Source organism: Streptomyces sp. BYX5S, from assembly GCF_054724165.1.
Genome location: NZ_CM138829.1, coordinates 6,474,043 through 6,488,571, shown reverse-complemented (window position 1 = coordinate 6,488,571; position 14,529 = coordinate 6,474,043). Strand labels below are relative to the sequence as shown.

The following is a 14,529-nucleotide window of genomic DNA, read 5'->3' as shown; positions in this document are numbered from 1 at the left end:
GCACACAGGGAAGTCACGCAAGAATGGGGGGATGAGCGACAGCCCATCCCCCCTCGCGGACCCGCACCTCGTCTTCGACCCGGCCCCGGCCGACGCCCCTCGCGACGTCGTCGTCCTCGGCTCCACGGGATCCATCGGCACCCAGGCCGTCGACCTCGTGCTGCGCAATCCCGACCGGTTCCGCGTCACCGCGCTCAGCGCCGCGGGCGGCCGCGTCGAACTCCTCGCGGAGCAGGCCCGGCAGCTGCGCGTCCGCACCGTCGCCGTCGCCCGCGAGGACGCCGTGCCCGCGCTGCGCGAGGCGCTCGCCGCGCAGTACGGGGCGGGGGAGCCGTTGCCCGAGATCCTCGCGGGGCCCGAGGCCGCGACCGAGATCGCCGGACGCGGCGACTGCCACACCGTGCTCAACGGCATCACCGGCTCCATCGGCCTCGCGCCGACGCTCGCCGCCCTCGAAGCGGGCCGCACCCTCGCGCTCGCCAACAAGGAATCGCTCATCGTCGGCGGCCCCCTCGTCAAGCGGATCGCCAAGCCCGGCCAGATCATCCCGGTCGACTCCGAGCACGCCGCGCTCTTCCAGGCCCTCGCCGCCGGCACCCGCGCCGACGTCCGCAGACTCGTCGTCACCGCCTCCGGCGGCCCCTTCCGCGGGCGGACGAAGGCGGATCTCCAACAGGTCACCGTCGACGACGCCCTCGCGCACCCGACCTGGGCGATGGGCCCGGTCATCACGATCAACTCCTCGACCCTCGTCAACAAAGGGCTTGAGGTCATCGAGGCACATCTGCTGTACGACATCCCGTTCGACCGCATCGAGGTCGTCGTGCACCCGCAGTCCTACGTGCACTCCATGGTCGAGTTCACCGACGGTTCCACGCTCGCCCAGGCCACCCCGCCCGACATGCGCGGACCCATCGCCCTCGGCATCGGCTGGCCCGAGCGGGTCCCCGACGCGGCGCCCGCCTTCGACTGGACGAAGGCCTCCAGCTGGGAGTTCTTCCCCCTCGACAACGAGGCGTTTCCGGCCGTGGGGCTCGCCCGACACGTGGGGGAGCTCGCGGGGACGGCCCCGGCGGTGTTCAATGCCGCCAACGAGGAGTGCGTCGACGCGTTCCTGAGCGGCGCCCTGCCGTATCTCGGGATCATGGAAACCGTGACGAAGGTCGTGGAGGAACACGGCACACCCGAAACGGGAACTTCGCTCACCGTCGCGGACGTCCTCGAAGCGGAGACCTGGGCACGCGCTCGGGCCCGTGAACTGACGAAGACAACGGACAAGGCAGCCGCGGAGGCTCGTGCATGACGACCTTGATGATGATCCTCGGCATAGTCATCTTCGCGGTGGGCCTGCTCTTCTCCATCGCCTGGCACGAGCTGGGCCACCTGTCGACGGCGAAGCTCTTCGGCATCCGCGTCCCCCAGTACATGGTCGGCTTCGGCCCCACCATCTGGTCGCGGCACAAGGGCGAGACCGAGTACGGCGTCAAGGCCATCCCGCTCGGCGGCTACATCCGCATGATCGGCATGTTCCCGCCCGGCGCCGACGGCAGGATCGAGTCCCGCTCGACCTCCCCGTTCCGCTCCATGGTGGAGGACGCGCGGGCCGCGGCCTTCGAGGAGCTGAAGCCCGGCGACGAGACCCGCCTCTTCTACACGCGCAAGCCGTGGAAGCGCGTCATCGTCATGTTCGCCGGACCCTTCATGAACCTGGTCCTCGCGATCGGGCTCTTCCTCACGGTCCTGATGGGCTTCGGCGTCACCCAGCAGACGAACGTCGTCTCGTCCGTCTCGTCCTGCGTCATCCAGGCCAGCGCCGACCGCGACACCTGCAAGGCCTCCGACCCGGAGTCCCCGGCGAAGGCGGCGGGCCTCCAGCCGAAGGACAAGATCGTGTCCTTCAACGGGGTCGCCACGGACGAGTGGAACGCGCTGTCCGACGAGATCCGCGAGAGCGCGGGCAAGACGGTCCCGATCGTCGTCGAGCGAGACGGGCAGCAGCAGACGCTGACCGCGAAGATCGCCACGAACCAGGTGCCGAAGAAGGACTCCCGGGGCCAGATCACCGAGGGCTACGTCAACGCGGGCTTCCTCGGCTTCACCGCCGCGACCGGCGTCGTGCGCCAGGACTTCGGCGACTCCGTCACCTGGATGACCGACCGGGTCGGCGACGCGGTGGACTCCATCATCGCGCTGCCCGCCAAGATCCCCGCCCTGTGGGACGCCGCCTTCGGCGACGGCCCGCGCGAGCAGGACTCGCCGATGGGCGTGGTCGGCGCGGCCCGTGTCGGCGGCGAGATCTTCACCCTGGACATCCCGCCGACGCAGCAGCTCGCGATGGCGTTGATGCTGGTCGCGGGCTTCAACCTGTCGCTCTTCCTGTTCAACATGCTCCCGCTGCTGCCCCTCGACGGCGGCCACATCGCGGGCGCGCTGTGGGAGTCGCTGCGCCGCAACCTGGCCAAGGTGTTCCGCCGCCCCGACCCGGGCCCGTTCGACGTGGCGAAGCTCATGCCGGTGGCGTACGTGGTGGCGGGCGTCTTCGTCTGTTTCACGATCCTCGTCCTGATCGCGGACGTGGTGAATCCGGTCAAGATCAGCTGACCGATCCCTGGTCAGAAGCCGTTCGGGGCCTGTTCGCCAGTCGTTCGGAAGGTGTTTCGGACCGCCCGGCACCATCGGTGCCGGGCGGTCCCTCTTTGTGGGGGATTGAAGGGGCGCGATGTGCTCGGGCACGCGCCGGTGACGTAATCTCGGAAGCCTCTGGACTCGATCCACATCCTTGGGGTTGCACAGCAGATGACTGCGATTTCTCTCGGCATTCCGTCCGTACCGACCAAGCTCGCCGAGCGGCGCAAGAGCCGGCAGATCCAGGTCGGCACGGTGGCGGTCGGCGGGGACGCCCCGGTGTCCGTGCAGTCGATGACGACGACGCGTACGTCCGACATCGGCGCCACGCTCCAGCAGATCGCCGAGCTGACGGCCTCCGGCTGCCAGATCGTGCGCGTGGCCTGCCCCACGCAGGACGACGCCGACGCGCTGCCCGTCATCGCCAAGAAGTCGCAGATCCCGGTCATCGCGGACATCCACTTCCAGCCGAAGTACGTCTTCGCGGCCATCGAGGCGGGCTGCGCCGCGGTCCGGGTCAACCCGGGCAACATCAAGCAGTTCGACGACAAGGTCAAGGAGATCGCCCAGGCGGCGAACGACCACGGGACGCCGATCCGGATCGGCGTGAACGCGGGCTCCCTCGACAGGCGGCTGCTCCAGAAGTACGGCAAGGCGACCCCCGAGGCGCTCGCCGAGTCGGCGCTCTGGGAGGCGGGCCTCTTCGAGGAGCACGGCTTCCGCGACATCAAGATCTCGGTGAAGCACAACGACCCCGTGATCATGGTCAACGCGTACCGGCAGCTCGCCGCGCAGTGCGACTACCCGCTGCACCTCGGTGTCACGGAGGCCGGTCCGGCCTTCCAGGGCACGATCAAGTCGGCGGTCGCCTTCGGGGCGCTGCTCTCCGAGGGCATCGGCGACACGATCCGGGTGTCCCTGAGCGCCCCGCCGGTCGAGGAGATCAAGGTCGGCAACCAGATCCTGGAGTCCCTCGGCCTCAAGCCGCGGCGCCTGGAGATCGTCTCCTGCCCCTCCTGCGGCCGCGCCCAGGTCGACGTCTACAAGCTCGCCGAGGAGGTCACCGCCGGCCTCGACGGCATGGAGGTCCCGCTGCGGGTGGCCGTCATGGGCTGCGTCGTCAACGGTCCGGGCGAGGCCCGCGAGGCCGACCTCGGCGTCGCCTCCGGCAACGGCAAGGGGCAGATCTTCGTCAAGGGCGAGGTCATCAAGACGGTGCCCGAGTCGAAGATCGTCGAGACGCTGATCGACGAGGCGATGAAGATCGCGGAGCAGATGGAGAAGGACGGGGTCGCCTCCGGCGAGCCGTCGGTGTCCGTCGCGGGCTGACCCCGCCGCTTTCAGGCCCGCGCACCCTCCGGGTGGGCGGGCCTTTCCGTTCGGCGCCCTGCGGTCCCGCCGTGGTCCGGTCTGCGCAGTTCCCCGCGCCCCTGATCCGCCGGCGTCCGGTCCGTGCCCCCTCCGCGTCGGCGACCACCGGTTTCGTTGTTGGTCCCGTTCGCGCAGTTCCCCGCGCCCCTGGGGGCGCACGCAGTGCGCCTTTCAGGGGCGCGGGGAACTGCGCAGACCCGCGGCGCGGCCGGAAGCCGCCGACGCGAGAGGACCCGCGCGGGGGCCCCGGCGGAAGGGGGCCGAAACGTCGACCCGTCACACCCGCGGAGCGCCAGGTACAGTGCGGAGATCAGTAGCCCATCCGGTGAGGCCCTTCCGCACGTGTTGACTCAGACCACCACTCGGGTCCTCGAACCGAGTGACCTCGACGCCGCGCTCGCCGTCCTCGACCGCGAGCCCGTCGCCAACGCCTTCGTCACGGCCCGCGTCCGTGTCGCGGGCCTCGACCCGTGGCGGCTGGGCGGCGAGATGTGGGGCTGGTACGAGGACGGCATGCTGGCCTCCCTGTGCTACGCGGGCGCCAACCTCGTACCGATCTGCGCCACCGACCGCGCGATCCGCGGCTTCGCCGACCGCGCCCGCAGGGCCGGCCGCCGCTGCTCCTCCATCGTCGGCCCGGCGGAGCCCACCGCCCGCCTGTGGCAGCTGCTCGAACCGGGCTGGGGCCCGGCCCGCGAGGTCCGCTCCCACCAGCCGCTGATGGTGACCGACCGGATGCCCGCCGACATCGCCCCGGACCCGTACGTCCGCCGCATCCGCAAGGACGAGATGGACACGATCATGCCGGCGTGCGTGGCCATGTTCACCGAGGAGGTCGGCGTCTCCCCGCTCGCCGGTGACGGCGGCCTGCTCTACCAGGCGCGGGTGGCCGAACTGGTCGGTTCCGGCCGCTCCTTCGCCCGCCTCGACGAGCACGGCAAGGTCGTCTTCAAGGCGGAGATCGGCGCCGCGACCGAGCAGGCCTGCCAGATCCAGGGCGTGTGGGTGGCCCCCGAGTACCGCGGCCGCGGCCTCGCTGCCCCCGGCATGGCGGCGGTCCTGCGCTACGCCCTCGCCGACGTCGCCCCCGTGGTCAGCCTCTACGTCAACGACTTCAACACCCCGGCCCGCGCCGCGTACCGGCGCGTGGGCTTCGAGGAAGTCGGGGCGTTCATGAGCGTGCTGTTCTGATACGGCACGTTTCTCCCGTTTCGTCGTGTGGTGCCCGTCTCAACTCTTTGGCGCACATTGACATTAGTGTGTCTTATGGACCATAAAGGTGTTGCTTTGGTTCAAGCTTCACTGACTGTAGGTGCCTCACGATGTCTGCTCCCGGTTCCGGCACAGCCGCCTGGCAGGAATGGCGTGCCGACCGGCACCGCTCCGTCACCGCTGCCACCGGAAACCTCGCCCTCGTCGAGACCCGCTGGCTCCCCGCCGGCGAGACCCCCGACCTCGACGCCGCCCGCGAGGGACAGCCCGACACCGTCACGGTGACGAGCCTCGAACGCACCGACATGGTCACCGGCGCCCCCGAGCACGGCCTGCGCTTCTGGGACGCCGAATCCCCGGCCGTCCGGGCCTTCGACCGCATCGACGTCTTCCCGTACGACCCGTCCTGGGTCCTGGACGCCACGTACACGCCCGTCGAGGGCGCCCGCACGGTCGCCTTCGAGCACCTGCGGGACAACGGCGGCACCCGCGAGAAGGTCGTCCCCGGCGACATCGCCCTGACCGTCGACGGCACCGACTACACGCTCTCCGCGTTCGACGACGACGGCACGCTGCTGCTCGTCTTCGGCGACCCGACCAACGGCGACTCGACCTACGGCGCCGGGCGCTTCCTCTTCGTCGAGCACACCGGCGAGGGCCGCGTCCGCCTCGACTTCAACCGGGCCTTCGTACCCCCGTGCGGCTTCTCCGATCAGTACAACTGTCCGATGCCGCCGCGGCAGAACCGGCTCCACCTGCCCGTCGAGGCGGGCGAGAAGCTCCCGGTCCTCCGCGACGGCTTCGCCGGCACCGCTCACTGATCGACTCCACCCGCACTCCTCCTCGTAAGGCCCCCTCATGCGCATCTCCAAGAGATCCCTGTCCGTCGGCACGCTCACCGTCGCCCTCGCCGTCACGCTCGCCGCCTGCGGCGGCTCCGGCTCCGGCTCGACGTCCGGCGGCGGCGCGTACGACAGGAACGCCACGGTCAACATCGGCTCCCTCTACGAGCCGCAGAACCTCGACAACACCGCGGGCGGCGGCCAGGGCGTCACCGAGGCCCTCAACGGCAACGTCTACGAGGGCCTGTTCAGGCTCACCGACCAGGGCAAGGTCGAGAAGCTCCTCGCCGAGGACCACAAGGTCAGCGGTGACGGCCTCACCTACACCTTCACCCTCCGCGACGGCGTGACGTTCCACAGCGGCAAGAAGCTGACCAGTGAGGACGTCAAGTACAGCCTGGAGAAGGTGATCGCGAAGGACTCGCAGTCCGCGCGGAAGGCGAACCTGGAGGTCATCAAGGACGTCGCCACCCCCGACGCGAAGACCGTCAAGGTCACGCTGTCGAAGAAGTCGATCTCCTTCATCTACAACCTCTCCTACGTCTGGATCATCAACTCCGACGCCAAGAGCCTGAAGACCAGCGAGGACGGCACCGGCCCGTACCAGCTGAGGAAGTGGACCCGCGGCTCCGCCCTCAGCCTCGACCGGTTCGGCGGCTACTGGGGCGACGCGGCCAAGAACAAGCAGGTCGTCTTCCACTACTACAAGGACGCGACCGCCCTCAACAACGCGCTCCAGACCAACGCGGTCGACGTCGTCACCAGCGAGCAGTCGCCCGACGCCCTCGACCAGTTCACGTCGAACCAGAACTACAAGGTCAACGACGGCGACTCGACCACCAAGCTGCTCCTCGCCTTCAACGACAAGGCGAAGCCGTTCACGGACGTCAAGGTGCGCCGGGCCGTCTCCGCCGCCATCGACGACAAGAAGCTCCTCGAATCCGTCTGGGGCGGCTACGGCAAGGAGATCGGGTCGATGGTGCCGCCCACCGACCCCTGGTACGAGGACCTGACGGACGTCAACGCGCACGACGTCAGCAAGGCCAAGAGGCTGCTGAAGGAGGCGGGTTACGGCAAGGGGTTCAGCTTCACGCTCGACACCCCGAACTACGACCCGCACCCCACCGCCGCGACCTTCATCAAGTCGCAGCTCGCCAAGGTCGGCATCACCGTAAAGATCAACACGATCACGCCGGACGAGTGGTACACGAAGGTCTACAAGAACCACGACTTCACGGCCACGCTCCAGGAGCACGTCAACGACCGCGACCTCGTCTGGTACGGCAACCCCGACTTCTACTGGGGCTACGACGACAAGCAGGTCCAGGACTGGGTCGAGAAGGCCGAGCAGGCGTCGACCACGGCCGAGCAGACCGAACTGCTGAAGAAGGTCAACCGCAAGACCGCCGAGGACGCGGCCAGCGACTGGCTCTACCTGTATCCGCAGATCGTCGTCGCGAACACCAAGCTGTCGGGCTACCCGCTCAACGGCCTGAACTCGCAGTTCTTCGCGTACGACATCAAGAAGAGCAGCTGAGCCAGGGGACATGACCCGCTACCTCCTGCGGAGACTGGTGTTCCTGCTGGTCTCCCTCGTCCTCGCGTCCGTCGTGCTGTTCGTGCTGCTCCGGATGCTGCCCGGCGACCCGGCGAACGCGCTCACCTCGGTGGGCGCCTCGCCGGAGCAGATCGCCGCGGCCCGGCACTCCATCGGCTCCGACAAGCCGCTGCCCGAGCAGTTCACGCACTGGATCGGCCAGCTGGTGAGCGGTGACCTCGGCACGTCCTTCGTGTCGTCGCTGCCGGTCGGCCCCGAGGTGTCGCAGCGCCTGAACGTCACGGTGCCGCTGACGCTGTCGGCGTTCGTGCTCGCCGTGCTCCTCGCGGTCCCGGCCGGGTTCGTGGCCGCGTACAAGAAGAACACCTGGTACGGGGCGCTGCTCAGCGGCGTCTCCCAACTCGGCATCGCCGTCCCGGTGTTCTGGCTCGGCATGATCCTCATCGCGGTCTTCGCGCTGAACGCGGGCTGGCTGCCGTCCGGCGGCTTCCCGCAGGACGGCTGGGACACCCCCGGTCCCGCCGTGCAGTCACTGGTACTGCCGGTGGTCACGGTGGCGCTCGTCATGTCCGCGTCCCTCATCCGCTACGTACGCTCCGCCACGCTCGACGTCCTCGACAGCGAGTACCTGCGCACCGCGCGGGCCCTCGGCTCGTCGTTCCGGCGGGCGATGTGGCGGCACGGGCTGCGCAACGCGTCCGTGCCGGTCATCTCGATCCTCGGCATCGAACTCGCCTCGACCCTGCTCGGCGCGGTCGTCGTCGAGTCCGTGTTCGCGCTGCCGGGGCTCGGCTCCATGCTCGCCACGGGGATCGCGCAGCACGACTACCCGGTGATCCAGGGCGTGCTGTTCGTGTCGACGTTCGGGGTGCTGATCATCGGGTTCCTCGCGGACCTCGTGCAGCGGCTCGTGGACCCGCGCCTGCGCGGACGGCTCTCGGGAGGCGGTGTGCGATGAAGCGCAGATCATCGGTCACCCTGTGGACGGGCGGCGTCTTCGCCGGACTCGTCGTCCTGCTCGCGCTCGTCTCCCTGTTCTGGCTGCCGTACGACAGCGACGACACGTCCGGCGGCCGGCTCGCCGGGCCCGGCGGCGGGCACCTGCTCGGCACCGACAAGCTCGGCCGTGACCTGTTCACGCAGCTCATGACGGGCTCGCGGATCGCGCTCCAGGCCGGGCTCGGCTCGGTCGCGGTGGCGGCGCTGCTCGGTGTCACCCTGGGGCTCCTCGCGGCGTTCGCGCAGGGCTGGTTCGACGACACCCTCTCGGCGCTGCTCGACATCCTCATCGCGTTCCCGACGCTGCTGCTCGCGATGCTGATCGTCGCGGCGCGGTCGGCGACGCTCGGCTCGGCGATCCTGGCCATCGGCCTCGCGCAGAGCGCGGTCGTGGCCCGGCTCACCCGGATCCTCGTCAAGCGGGTCCTCGCGCAGGACTACATCACGGCGTCCCGCACGTCGGGCACGAGCTGGCCGCGCGTCGTGGCCGGGCACGTCCTGCCCAACATCTGGCCGACCCTCGCGGTGAACCTGGCCCTCCAGTTCGGCCTCGCCGTCCTCGCGGAGGCGGGCCTGTCCTACCTCGGCCTCGGCGCACCACCGCCCAACGCCTCGTGGGGCCGGATGCTCCAGGAGGCGCAGGCGACGTTCACGACGGCGCCCGCGGGGGCGCTCGCGCCGGGCATGCTGCTCGTGCTGCTGGTCATCGGGGTCAACCTGATCGCGGACGGGCTGCGCGACGTCCTCGACCCGACGGCACGCAAGGAGCGGGTGGCGGCATGAGCGAACCGTTGCTTTCCGTAGAGGGACTCACGATCCGTACGGGAGACGGGCGCGAGCTGGTGTCCGGCCTCCGCTTCGAGGTCGCGCGCGGCGAACGCCTCGGCCTCATCGGCGAGTCGGGCTCCGGCAAGTCCCTGACGACGCTGGCGGCCCTCGGGCTGCTGCCCGCGGGCATGACGGCGACCGGCAGCGTCACGCTGGACGGTACGCAGATCGTCGGCGCGAGCGAGAAGACCCTCGTGGGCGTACGCGGCCGCAGCGCGGCCGTCGTCTTCCAGGAGCCGCTCACCGCGCTCGACCCGCTGATGCGGGTGGGCAAGCAGATCGCGGAACCGCTGCGCAGGCGGCAGGGGCTGAAGGGCGCGGCACTGCGGTCGGCGGTGACGGACCTGCTGGAACAGGTACGCCTCCCCGACCCGGCCCGGATCGCCCGCGCCTTCCCGCACGAGGTCTCCGGCGGCCAGCGCCAGCGCGTGGCCCTCGCCATGGCGCTCGCCTGCGACCCGGCGCTGCTCGTCGCGGACGAGCCGACGACGGCGCTCGACGTCACCGTGCAGGCCGAAATGCTCGACCTGATCGACGGACTCGTACGCGAACGCGGCATGGCGGTCCTGTTCGTCAGCCACGACCTCGCGGTGGTCTCGAAGGTGACGGACCGCGTCCTGGTGATGAAGGACGGGCGCGCGGTCGAGTCCGGCGCGGTGGCCGACGTCGTCCGGGCCCCGCGAGAGGCGTACACGAAGGCGCTGGTGGACAGCGCGCGGCAACTGGAGTCCGCGCTCGACCTGGGAGGCGTGCGATGAGCGCTCCTGTGCTGGAACTGGACAAGGTCTCGTACGCGTACCGGGGCGCCGCGGCGCCCGTCGTCACGGACGTGTCGGTGGCGGTCGAGACCGGGCAGAGCCTCGCGCTCGTCGGTGAGTCGGGCGCAGGCAAGACGACCCTCCTGCGCATGCTGCTCGGCCTCGCCCGGCCCACCTCCGGGACGGTCCGCTTCGACGGCGACGAGCTGCGGCCGCGCGACCGGGCGCGGATGAAGGCGTTCCGGCGGAGCGTGCAGTGCGTCTTCCAGGACCCGTACGCCTCGCTCGACCCGCGGCAGCGGGTGCGGCGGATCGTGGCCGAGCCGCTGCGGTCGCTCGGCGTCGCGACGGGGGAGGAGGCGGACCGGAAGGTCGCGCACGCCCTCGAACGGGTGGGGCTGCCGGCCGACGCGGGGGAGCGGTACCCGCACGAGTTCTCCGGCGGGCAGCGCCAGCGCATCGCCATCGCGCGCGCCACGGTCTGCGACCCGCGGGTCCTCCTCGCCGACGAACCGGTCTCCGCGCTCGACGTCACGACCCGGGTGAAGGTGGTCGACCTGCTGGCCGAGCTGAAGGAGACGGCGGGGCTCACGATCGTGATGGTCTCCCACGACCTGTCGGTGGTGGCGGCGCTGTGCGAGCGCACGGCCGTGCTGGAGCGGGGGCGGGTGGTGGAGTCCGGGCCCACACCGTCGGTCCTGGGCGCGCCAGACCACGCATACACGCGCCGCCTGCTGTCGAGCGTCCCGAGGCTGCCGCACGGTGGTTGACGCTACGGGGCTCCGCCCCGGTCCATAGAGCCCCTGCGGCGATTGAGCAGCGGGGTCCGGGGCGGAGCCCCGTGGCCGCGACCACGGCTGCCCGTACAGCGCTCGGTCGACCGAGGTACCCTCCGGGCATGCCGCACCGGAACCGCACGGACGACCGCGCCGTCACCATCGGCCCCCTGGACCTGCGCAGCCGTGTCGACGAGGCGCTCGCCGTGCAGGCGTACGCGTTCGGGCTCAGCGACGACGAGATCGCCGTGCGCCGCCAGATCGTGCTGCGGCACATCACCTACCCCGGCGCCCGCTCCCTCGGCGCCACCACCGACACCGGCCGCCTCGTCGGCTTCGTCTACGGCATGCCGAACGACCGCACCCACTGGTGGTCCACCGTCGTCGAGCCGTACCTCCGCGCCCGCGGCGAGGACCACTGGCTCGACGACTCCTTCGTGATCACGGAGCTGCACGTCCACCCCGGCTACCAGAACCGCGGCGTCGGCCGCACCCTCATCACGACGATCACCGACGGCGCCACCGAGCCCCGCTCGATCCTCTCCGCGATCGACTTCGACAGCCCGGCCCGCGGCCTCTACCGCTCCCTCGGCTACGAGGACCTCGCCCGCCAGGTCCTGTTCCCGAGCGCCCCGCGCCCGTACGCGGTGATGGGCGCGCCCCTGCCACTGCGCCGTCACGCATAACCGGCAACCGATTTCCGGCCGCGACCGCCCCCCGGCTAACCTCCTGACATCACCCTCCCCCAAGCTCTCAACTACGTTCGAGCAGGGGGCACCCCCTGTCGCAGGAGTCGAATCATGGCCAAGGTCCAGGTCCAGCGCATGTCGAAGTTGATGGTGAAGACACTGCGCGACGACCCGGCGGACGCCGAAGTCCTCAGCCACAAGCTGCTGGTCCGCGCCGGTTTCGTGCGCCGCACCGCCGCCGGTGTCTGGTCCTGGCTGCCGCTCGGCCGACGGGTCTACGCGAACGTCGAGCGCGTCATCCGCGAGGAGATGGACGCCATCGGCGGCCAGGAGGTCCTGCTGCCCGCGCTCCTGCCCAAGGAGCCGTACGAGGCGACCGGGCGCTGGGAGGAGTACGGCGCCGAGCTGTTCCGCCTCAACGACCGCAAGGGCGGCGACTACCTGCTCGGCCCGACCCACGAGGAGATCTTCACCCAGCTGGTCAAGGACCAGTGCACGTCCTACAAGGACCTGCCGGTGATCCTCTACCAGATCCAGACCAAGTACCGCGACGAGGCCCGCCCCCGCGCCGGCATCCTGCGCGGCCGCGAGTTCCAGATGAAGGACTCGTACTCCTTCGACCTGACCGACGAGGGCCTCGCCGAGTCGTACGGCCTGCACCGCGCCGCGTACCAGCGCATCTTCGAGCGCCTCGGTCTCGACTACCGGATCTGTGCCGCGACCGCGGGCGCGATGGGCGGCTCGAAGTCGGAGGAGTTCCTCGCCCCGGCCGCGGCCGGCGAGGACACCTTCGCCGACTGCCCGAACTGCGACTACGCCGCGAACACCGAGGCCGTCGGCTTCGCCGTCAAGGCGGTCGACGCGGAGGGCGTGCCCGCGTTGGAGGAGGTCCCGACGCCGGACACCCCCACCATCGAGACGCTCGCCGCGTACATGGAGGTCCCGGCCTCCGCGACGCTCAAGAACCTCCTCGTGAAGGTCGACGGCGAGATCGTCGCGGTCGGCGTCCCCGGCGACCGCGAGGTCGACATGGACAAGGTCGAGGCGCACTTCGCCCCGGCCGCCGTGGAACTGGTGACGGCCGAGGACTTCGAGGGCCGCGCCGACCTGGTCCGCGGTTACGTCGGTCCGCAGGGCCTGGAGAAGGTCACGTACATCGCCGACCCGCGGGTCGCCCCCGGCACGGCGTGGATCACCGGCGCCAACAAGGACGGCGTGCACGCGAAGAACGTCGTCGCGGGCCGTGACTTCGAGGTCTCCGAGTACGTCGACGTGGTCGTCGTCCAGGAGGGCGACCCGTGCCCCCAGTGCGGCACCGGCCTCAAGCTGGACCGTGCCATCGAGATCGGTCACATCTTCCAGCTCGGCCGCAAGTACGCCGACGCCTTCCAGCTCGACGTCCTCGGCCAGAACGGCAAGCCGGTCCGCGTCACCATGGGCTCGTACGGCATCGGCGTCTCGCGTGCCGTCGCGGCGCTCGCCGAGCAGCACGCCGACGACAAGGGCCTGATCTGGCCGGAGGAGATCGCCCCGGCCGACGTCCACGTCGTCGCGGCGGGCAAGGCCCTCCAGACCGAGCTCGCCCTGGAGGTCTCGGACAAGCTGGCCGCGGCCGGCGTCCGTGTCCTGGTCGACGACCGCCCCGGCATCTCGCCCGGCGTGAAGTTCACCGACTCCGAGCTGATCGGCGTCCCCAAGATCCTCGTCGCGGGCCGCCGCAGCGCCGACGGCGTCGTGGAACTGAAGGACCGCCGCACGGGCGAGCGCGAGGAACTCACGGTCGAAGAGGCCATCACCCGCCTCACGGCGTAAGCCCCTCGGCGCCCCCTCCCCGCTGTTCAAGCCCCTGCGGCGCTTGAGCAGCGGGGTCCGGGGCAGAGCCCCGATCTTTCAAGCCTCGCCGGCGTTTGAGGCGCGGGGTCCGGGGCGGAGCCCCGTGACGCCCACCACGGAGCCGGTCACAGCCAGCCGGCGAACTCCAGCAGGTTCTCGCCGTCCCGGTGCCGCCCCACGCGCAGTGCCCGCGCACCGGACTCCACCGCACGGAACAGCGTCCAGCCCCGCAGCCGGTCCTGGTCGACCTCCAGGGACTCCGCCAACCGCTTCACGCGGCGGCGCGTGATGGCGGGGCCGGAGGGGGAGCCGATGAGGTCCTCCACCCGGTCGCGGACCAGCCGCGCCAGGTCGAACGCCGTCTCGCCGACCACCGGGTCCGGCCCGACCGCCAGCCACGGCATCCGCTCCCCGGACAGCACCTTGGACTGCCGGAACGTGCCGTGCAGCAGGCGGAGTTCGGGCGGCGCGGACACCAGCTCGTCCCGGGTCGCGAGGGCCGCGTCGATCAGCGGCGCCACGTCGGGGAACGACTCCACCGTCGCCCGCATCCCCACCGCCTGACGGCCCGTACGCTCCGGAACGGTCTCGCAGTTGCGGCCCTCCGGCGGGTCCACCCACAGGCGGCGCAGCGTGCCCGCCGCCTCAAGGAGCGCCTTGGCCTCCGGCAGCGTCCGCACGGAGATCTCCGGGTGCAGGCGTTCAAGGAGCAGCGCGCCGTCGTTCACGCCCGGGTCGAGCAGCCGCACCGCACCGAAACCGTCCCAGTGCGTCAGCGCCGCCCGCTCGGCCTCCGGGCGGAAGCGCTCGGGGGCCAGCTTGAGGATCGCCGGGGAGCCGTCCGCCCTGCGGACGTGGGCGACCAGGCTGCTGCGGCCGCCGGGCACATGGACGCGCTCCACCGTCACATCGCGCCGCGCCGCCGCGGCGCCCAGCAGCGCGCCGACCTCGTCGAGCCACGCCGAGGCCCCGTCGTCGCGCACCTCGCCGAGCGCGTTCACCAGCCGCTTCGGCGGTTCGAATGCCATGCGCGGGGAT

13 protein-coding genes are annotated in these 14,529 nt (G+C 70.8%); 12 read left to right on the top strand and 1 reads right to left on the bottom strand.

All coding sequences use genetic code 11. The features are described 5' to 3' along the window. Positions 1-31 precede the first annotated feature (31 nt). The 12 genes from dxr (at position 32) to ACYBSK_RS29105 (ending at position 13,470) form a co-directional block, all read left to right on the top strand. Complete coding sequence (gene dxr, locus ACYBSK_RS29160; RefSeq protein ID WP_460243914.1) at positions 32-1,303, top strand: 1-deoxy-D-xylulose-5-phosphate reductoisomerase; 1,272 nt, start codon at positions 32-34, stop codon at positions 1,301-1,303. Then, positions 1,300-2,601 (top strand): M50 family metallopeptidase, encoded by a 1,302-nt coding sequence (locus tag ACYBSK_RS29155; protein WP_457480234.1) that lies wholly within the window; start codon positions 1,300-1,302, stop codon positions 2,599-2,601. Before dxr ends, ACYBSK_RS29155 begins: the two co-directional genes overlap by 4 nt. Positions 2,602-2,796: 195 nt before the next feature. Beyond that, positions 2,797-3,954, top strand: coding sequence for a flavodoxin-dependent (E)-4-hydroxy-3-methylbut-2-enyl-diphosphate synthase (ispG, locus tag ACYBSK_RS29150; RefSeq protein WP_457480233.1), 1,158 nt, complete (start codon positions 2,797-2,799; stop codon positions 3,952-3,954). 384 nt (positions 3,955-4,338) lie between these two features. Next, positions 4,339-5,187 carry a GNAT family N-acetyltransferase gene (locus ACYBSK_RS29145; RefSeq protein WP_457480232.1) on the top strand — a complete coding sequence of 283 codons (849 nt, stop codon included), beginning with the start codon at positions 4,339-4,341 and terminating at the stop codon, positions 5,185-5,187. A gap of 131 nt (positions 5,188-5,318) precedes the next feature. Next, entirely contained in the window at positions 5,319-6,029 is a 711-nt protein-coding gene (locus tag ACYBSK_RS29140) for a DUF1684 domain-containing protein (RefSeq protein WP_460243913.1), read from the top strand. 37 nt (positions 6,030-6,066) lie between these two features. Beyond that, the gene (locus tag ACYBSK_RS29135; protein WP_460243912.1) at positions 6,067-7,587 is read left to right on the top strand and encodes an ABC transporter substrate-binding protein; all 1,521 of its coding nucleotides are present in this window, start codon (positions 6,067-6,069) and stop codon (positions 7,585-7,587) included. A gap of 10 nt (positions 7,588-7,597) precedes the next feature. Next, the gene (locus ACYBSK_RS29130) at positions 7,598-8,566 is read left to right on the top strand and encodes an ABC transporter permease (RefSeq protein ID WP_457480229.1); all 969 of its coding nucleotides are present in this window, start codon (positions 7,598-7,600) and stop codon (positions 8,564-8,566) included. Continuing rightward, the gene (locus ACYBSK_RS29125) at positions 8,563-9,390 is read left to right on the top strand and encodes an ABC transporter permease (RefSeq protein ID WP_460243911.1); all 828 of its coding nucleotides are present in this window, start codon (positions 8,563-8,565) and stop codon (positions 9,388-9,390) included. The genes ACYBSK_RS29130 and ACYBSK_RS29125 overlap by 4 nt, the downstream gene beginning before the upstream one ends. Further along, positions 9,387-10,193, top strand: coding sequence for an ATP-binding cassette domain-containing protein (locus tag ACYBSK_RS29120; RefSeq protein ID WP_460243910.1), 807 nt, complete (start codon positions 9,387-9,389; stop codon positions 10,191-10,193). Before ACYBSK_RS29125 ends, ACYBSK_RS29120 begins: the two co-directional genes overlap by 4 nt. Continuing rightward, a complete protein-coding gene (locus ACYBSK_RS29115; protein ID WP_460243908.1) occupies positions 10,190-10,963 on the top strand; it encodes an ABC transporter ATP-binding protein in 774 nt (257 codons plus the stop codon). The genes ACYBSK_RS29120 and ACYBSK_RS29115 overlap by 4 nt, the downstream gene beginning before the upstream one ends. A 128-nt stretch (positions 10,964-11,091) precedes the next feature. Then, a complete protein-coding gene (locus ACYBSK_RS29110; RefSeq protein ID WP_457480225.1) occupies positions 11,092-11,655 on the top strand; it encodes a GNAT family N-acetyltransferase in 564 nt (187 codons plus the stop codon). Between the two features lie 114 nt (positions 11,656-11,769). Continuing rightward, a complete protein-coding gene (locus tag ACYBSK_RS29105; RefSeq protein WP_457480224.1) occupies positions 11,770-13,470 on the top strand; it encodes a proline--tRNA ligase in 1,701 nt (566 codons plus the stop codon). A gap of 146 nt (positions 13,471-13,616) precedes the next feature. On the opposite strand, the gene ACYBSK_RS29100 is transcribed toward ACYBSK_RS29105, so the two are convergent. After that, entirely contained in the window at positions 13,617-14,519 is a 903-nt protein-coding gene (locus ACYBSK_RS29100; RefSeq protein WP_457480223.1) for an aminoglycoside phosphotransferase family protein, read from the bottom strand. Between the last annotated feature and the right edge of the window lie 10 nt (positions 14,520-14,529).

Coding starts and splice junctions, on each gene's coding strand:
- dxr (WP_460243914.1), top strand. CDS start 32: ATGAGCGACAGCCCATCCCCCCTCGCGGACCCGCACCTCGTCTTCGAC.
- ACYBSK_RS29155 (WP_457480234.1), top strand. CDS start 1,300: ATGACGACCTTGATGATGATCCTCGGCATAGTCATCTTCGCGGTGGGC.
- ispG (WP_457480233.1), top strand. CDS start 2,797: ATGACTGCGATTTCTCTCGGCATTCCGTCCGTACCGACCAAGCTCGCC.
- ACYBSK_RS29140 (WP_460243913.1), top strand. CDS start 5,319: ATGTCTGCTCCCGGTTCCGGCACAGCCGCCTGGCAGGAATGGCGTGCC.
- ACYBSK_RS29135 (WP_460243912.1), top strand. CDS start 6,067: ATGCGCATCTCCAAGAGATCCCTGTCCGTCGGCACGCTCACCGTCGCC.
- ACYBSK_RS29130 (WP_457480229.1), top strand. CDS start 7,598: ATGACCCGCTACCTCCTGCGGAGACTGGTGTTCCTGCTGGTCTCCCTC.
- ACYBSK_RS29125 (WP_460243911.1), top strand. CDS start 8,563: ATGAAGCGCAGATCATCGGTCACCCTGTGGACGGGCGGCGTCTTCGCC.
- ACYBSK_RS29120 (WP_460243910.1), top strand. CDS start 9,387: ATGAGCGAACCGTTGCTTTCCGTAGAGGGACTCACGATCCGTACGGGA.
- ACYBSK_RS29115 (WP_460243908.1), top strand. CDS start 10,190: ATGAGCGCTCCTGTGCTGGAACTGGACAAGGTCTCGTACGCGTACCGG.
- ACYBSK_RS29110 (WP_457480225.1), top strand. CDS start 11,092: ATGCCGCACCGGAACCGCACGGACGACCGCGCCGTCACCATCGGCCCC.
- ACYBSK_RS29105 (WP_457480224.1), top strand. CDS start 11,770: ATGGCCAAGGTCCAGGTCCAGCGCATGTCGAAGTTGATGGTGAAGACA.
- ACYBSK_RS29100 (WP_457480223.1), bottom strand. CDS start 14,519: ATGGCATTCGAACCGCCGAAGCGGCTGGTGAACGCGCTCGGCGAGGTG.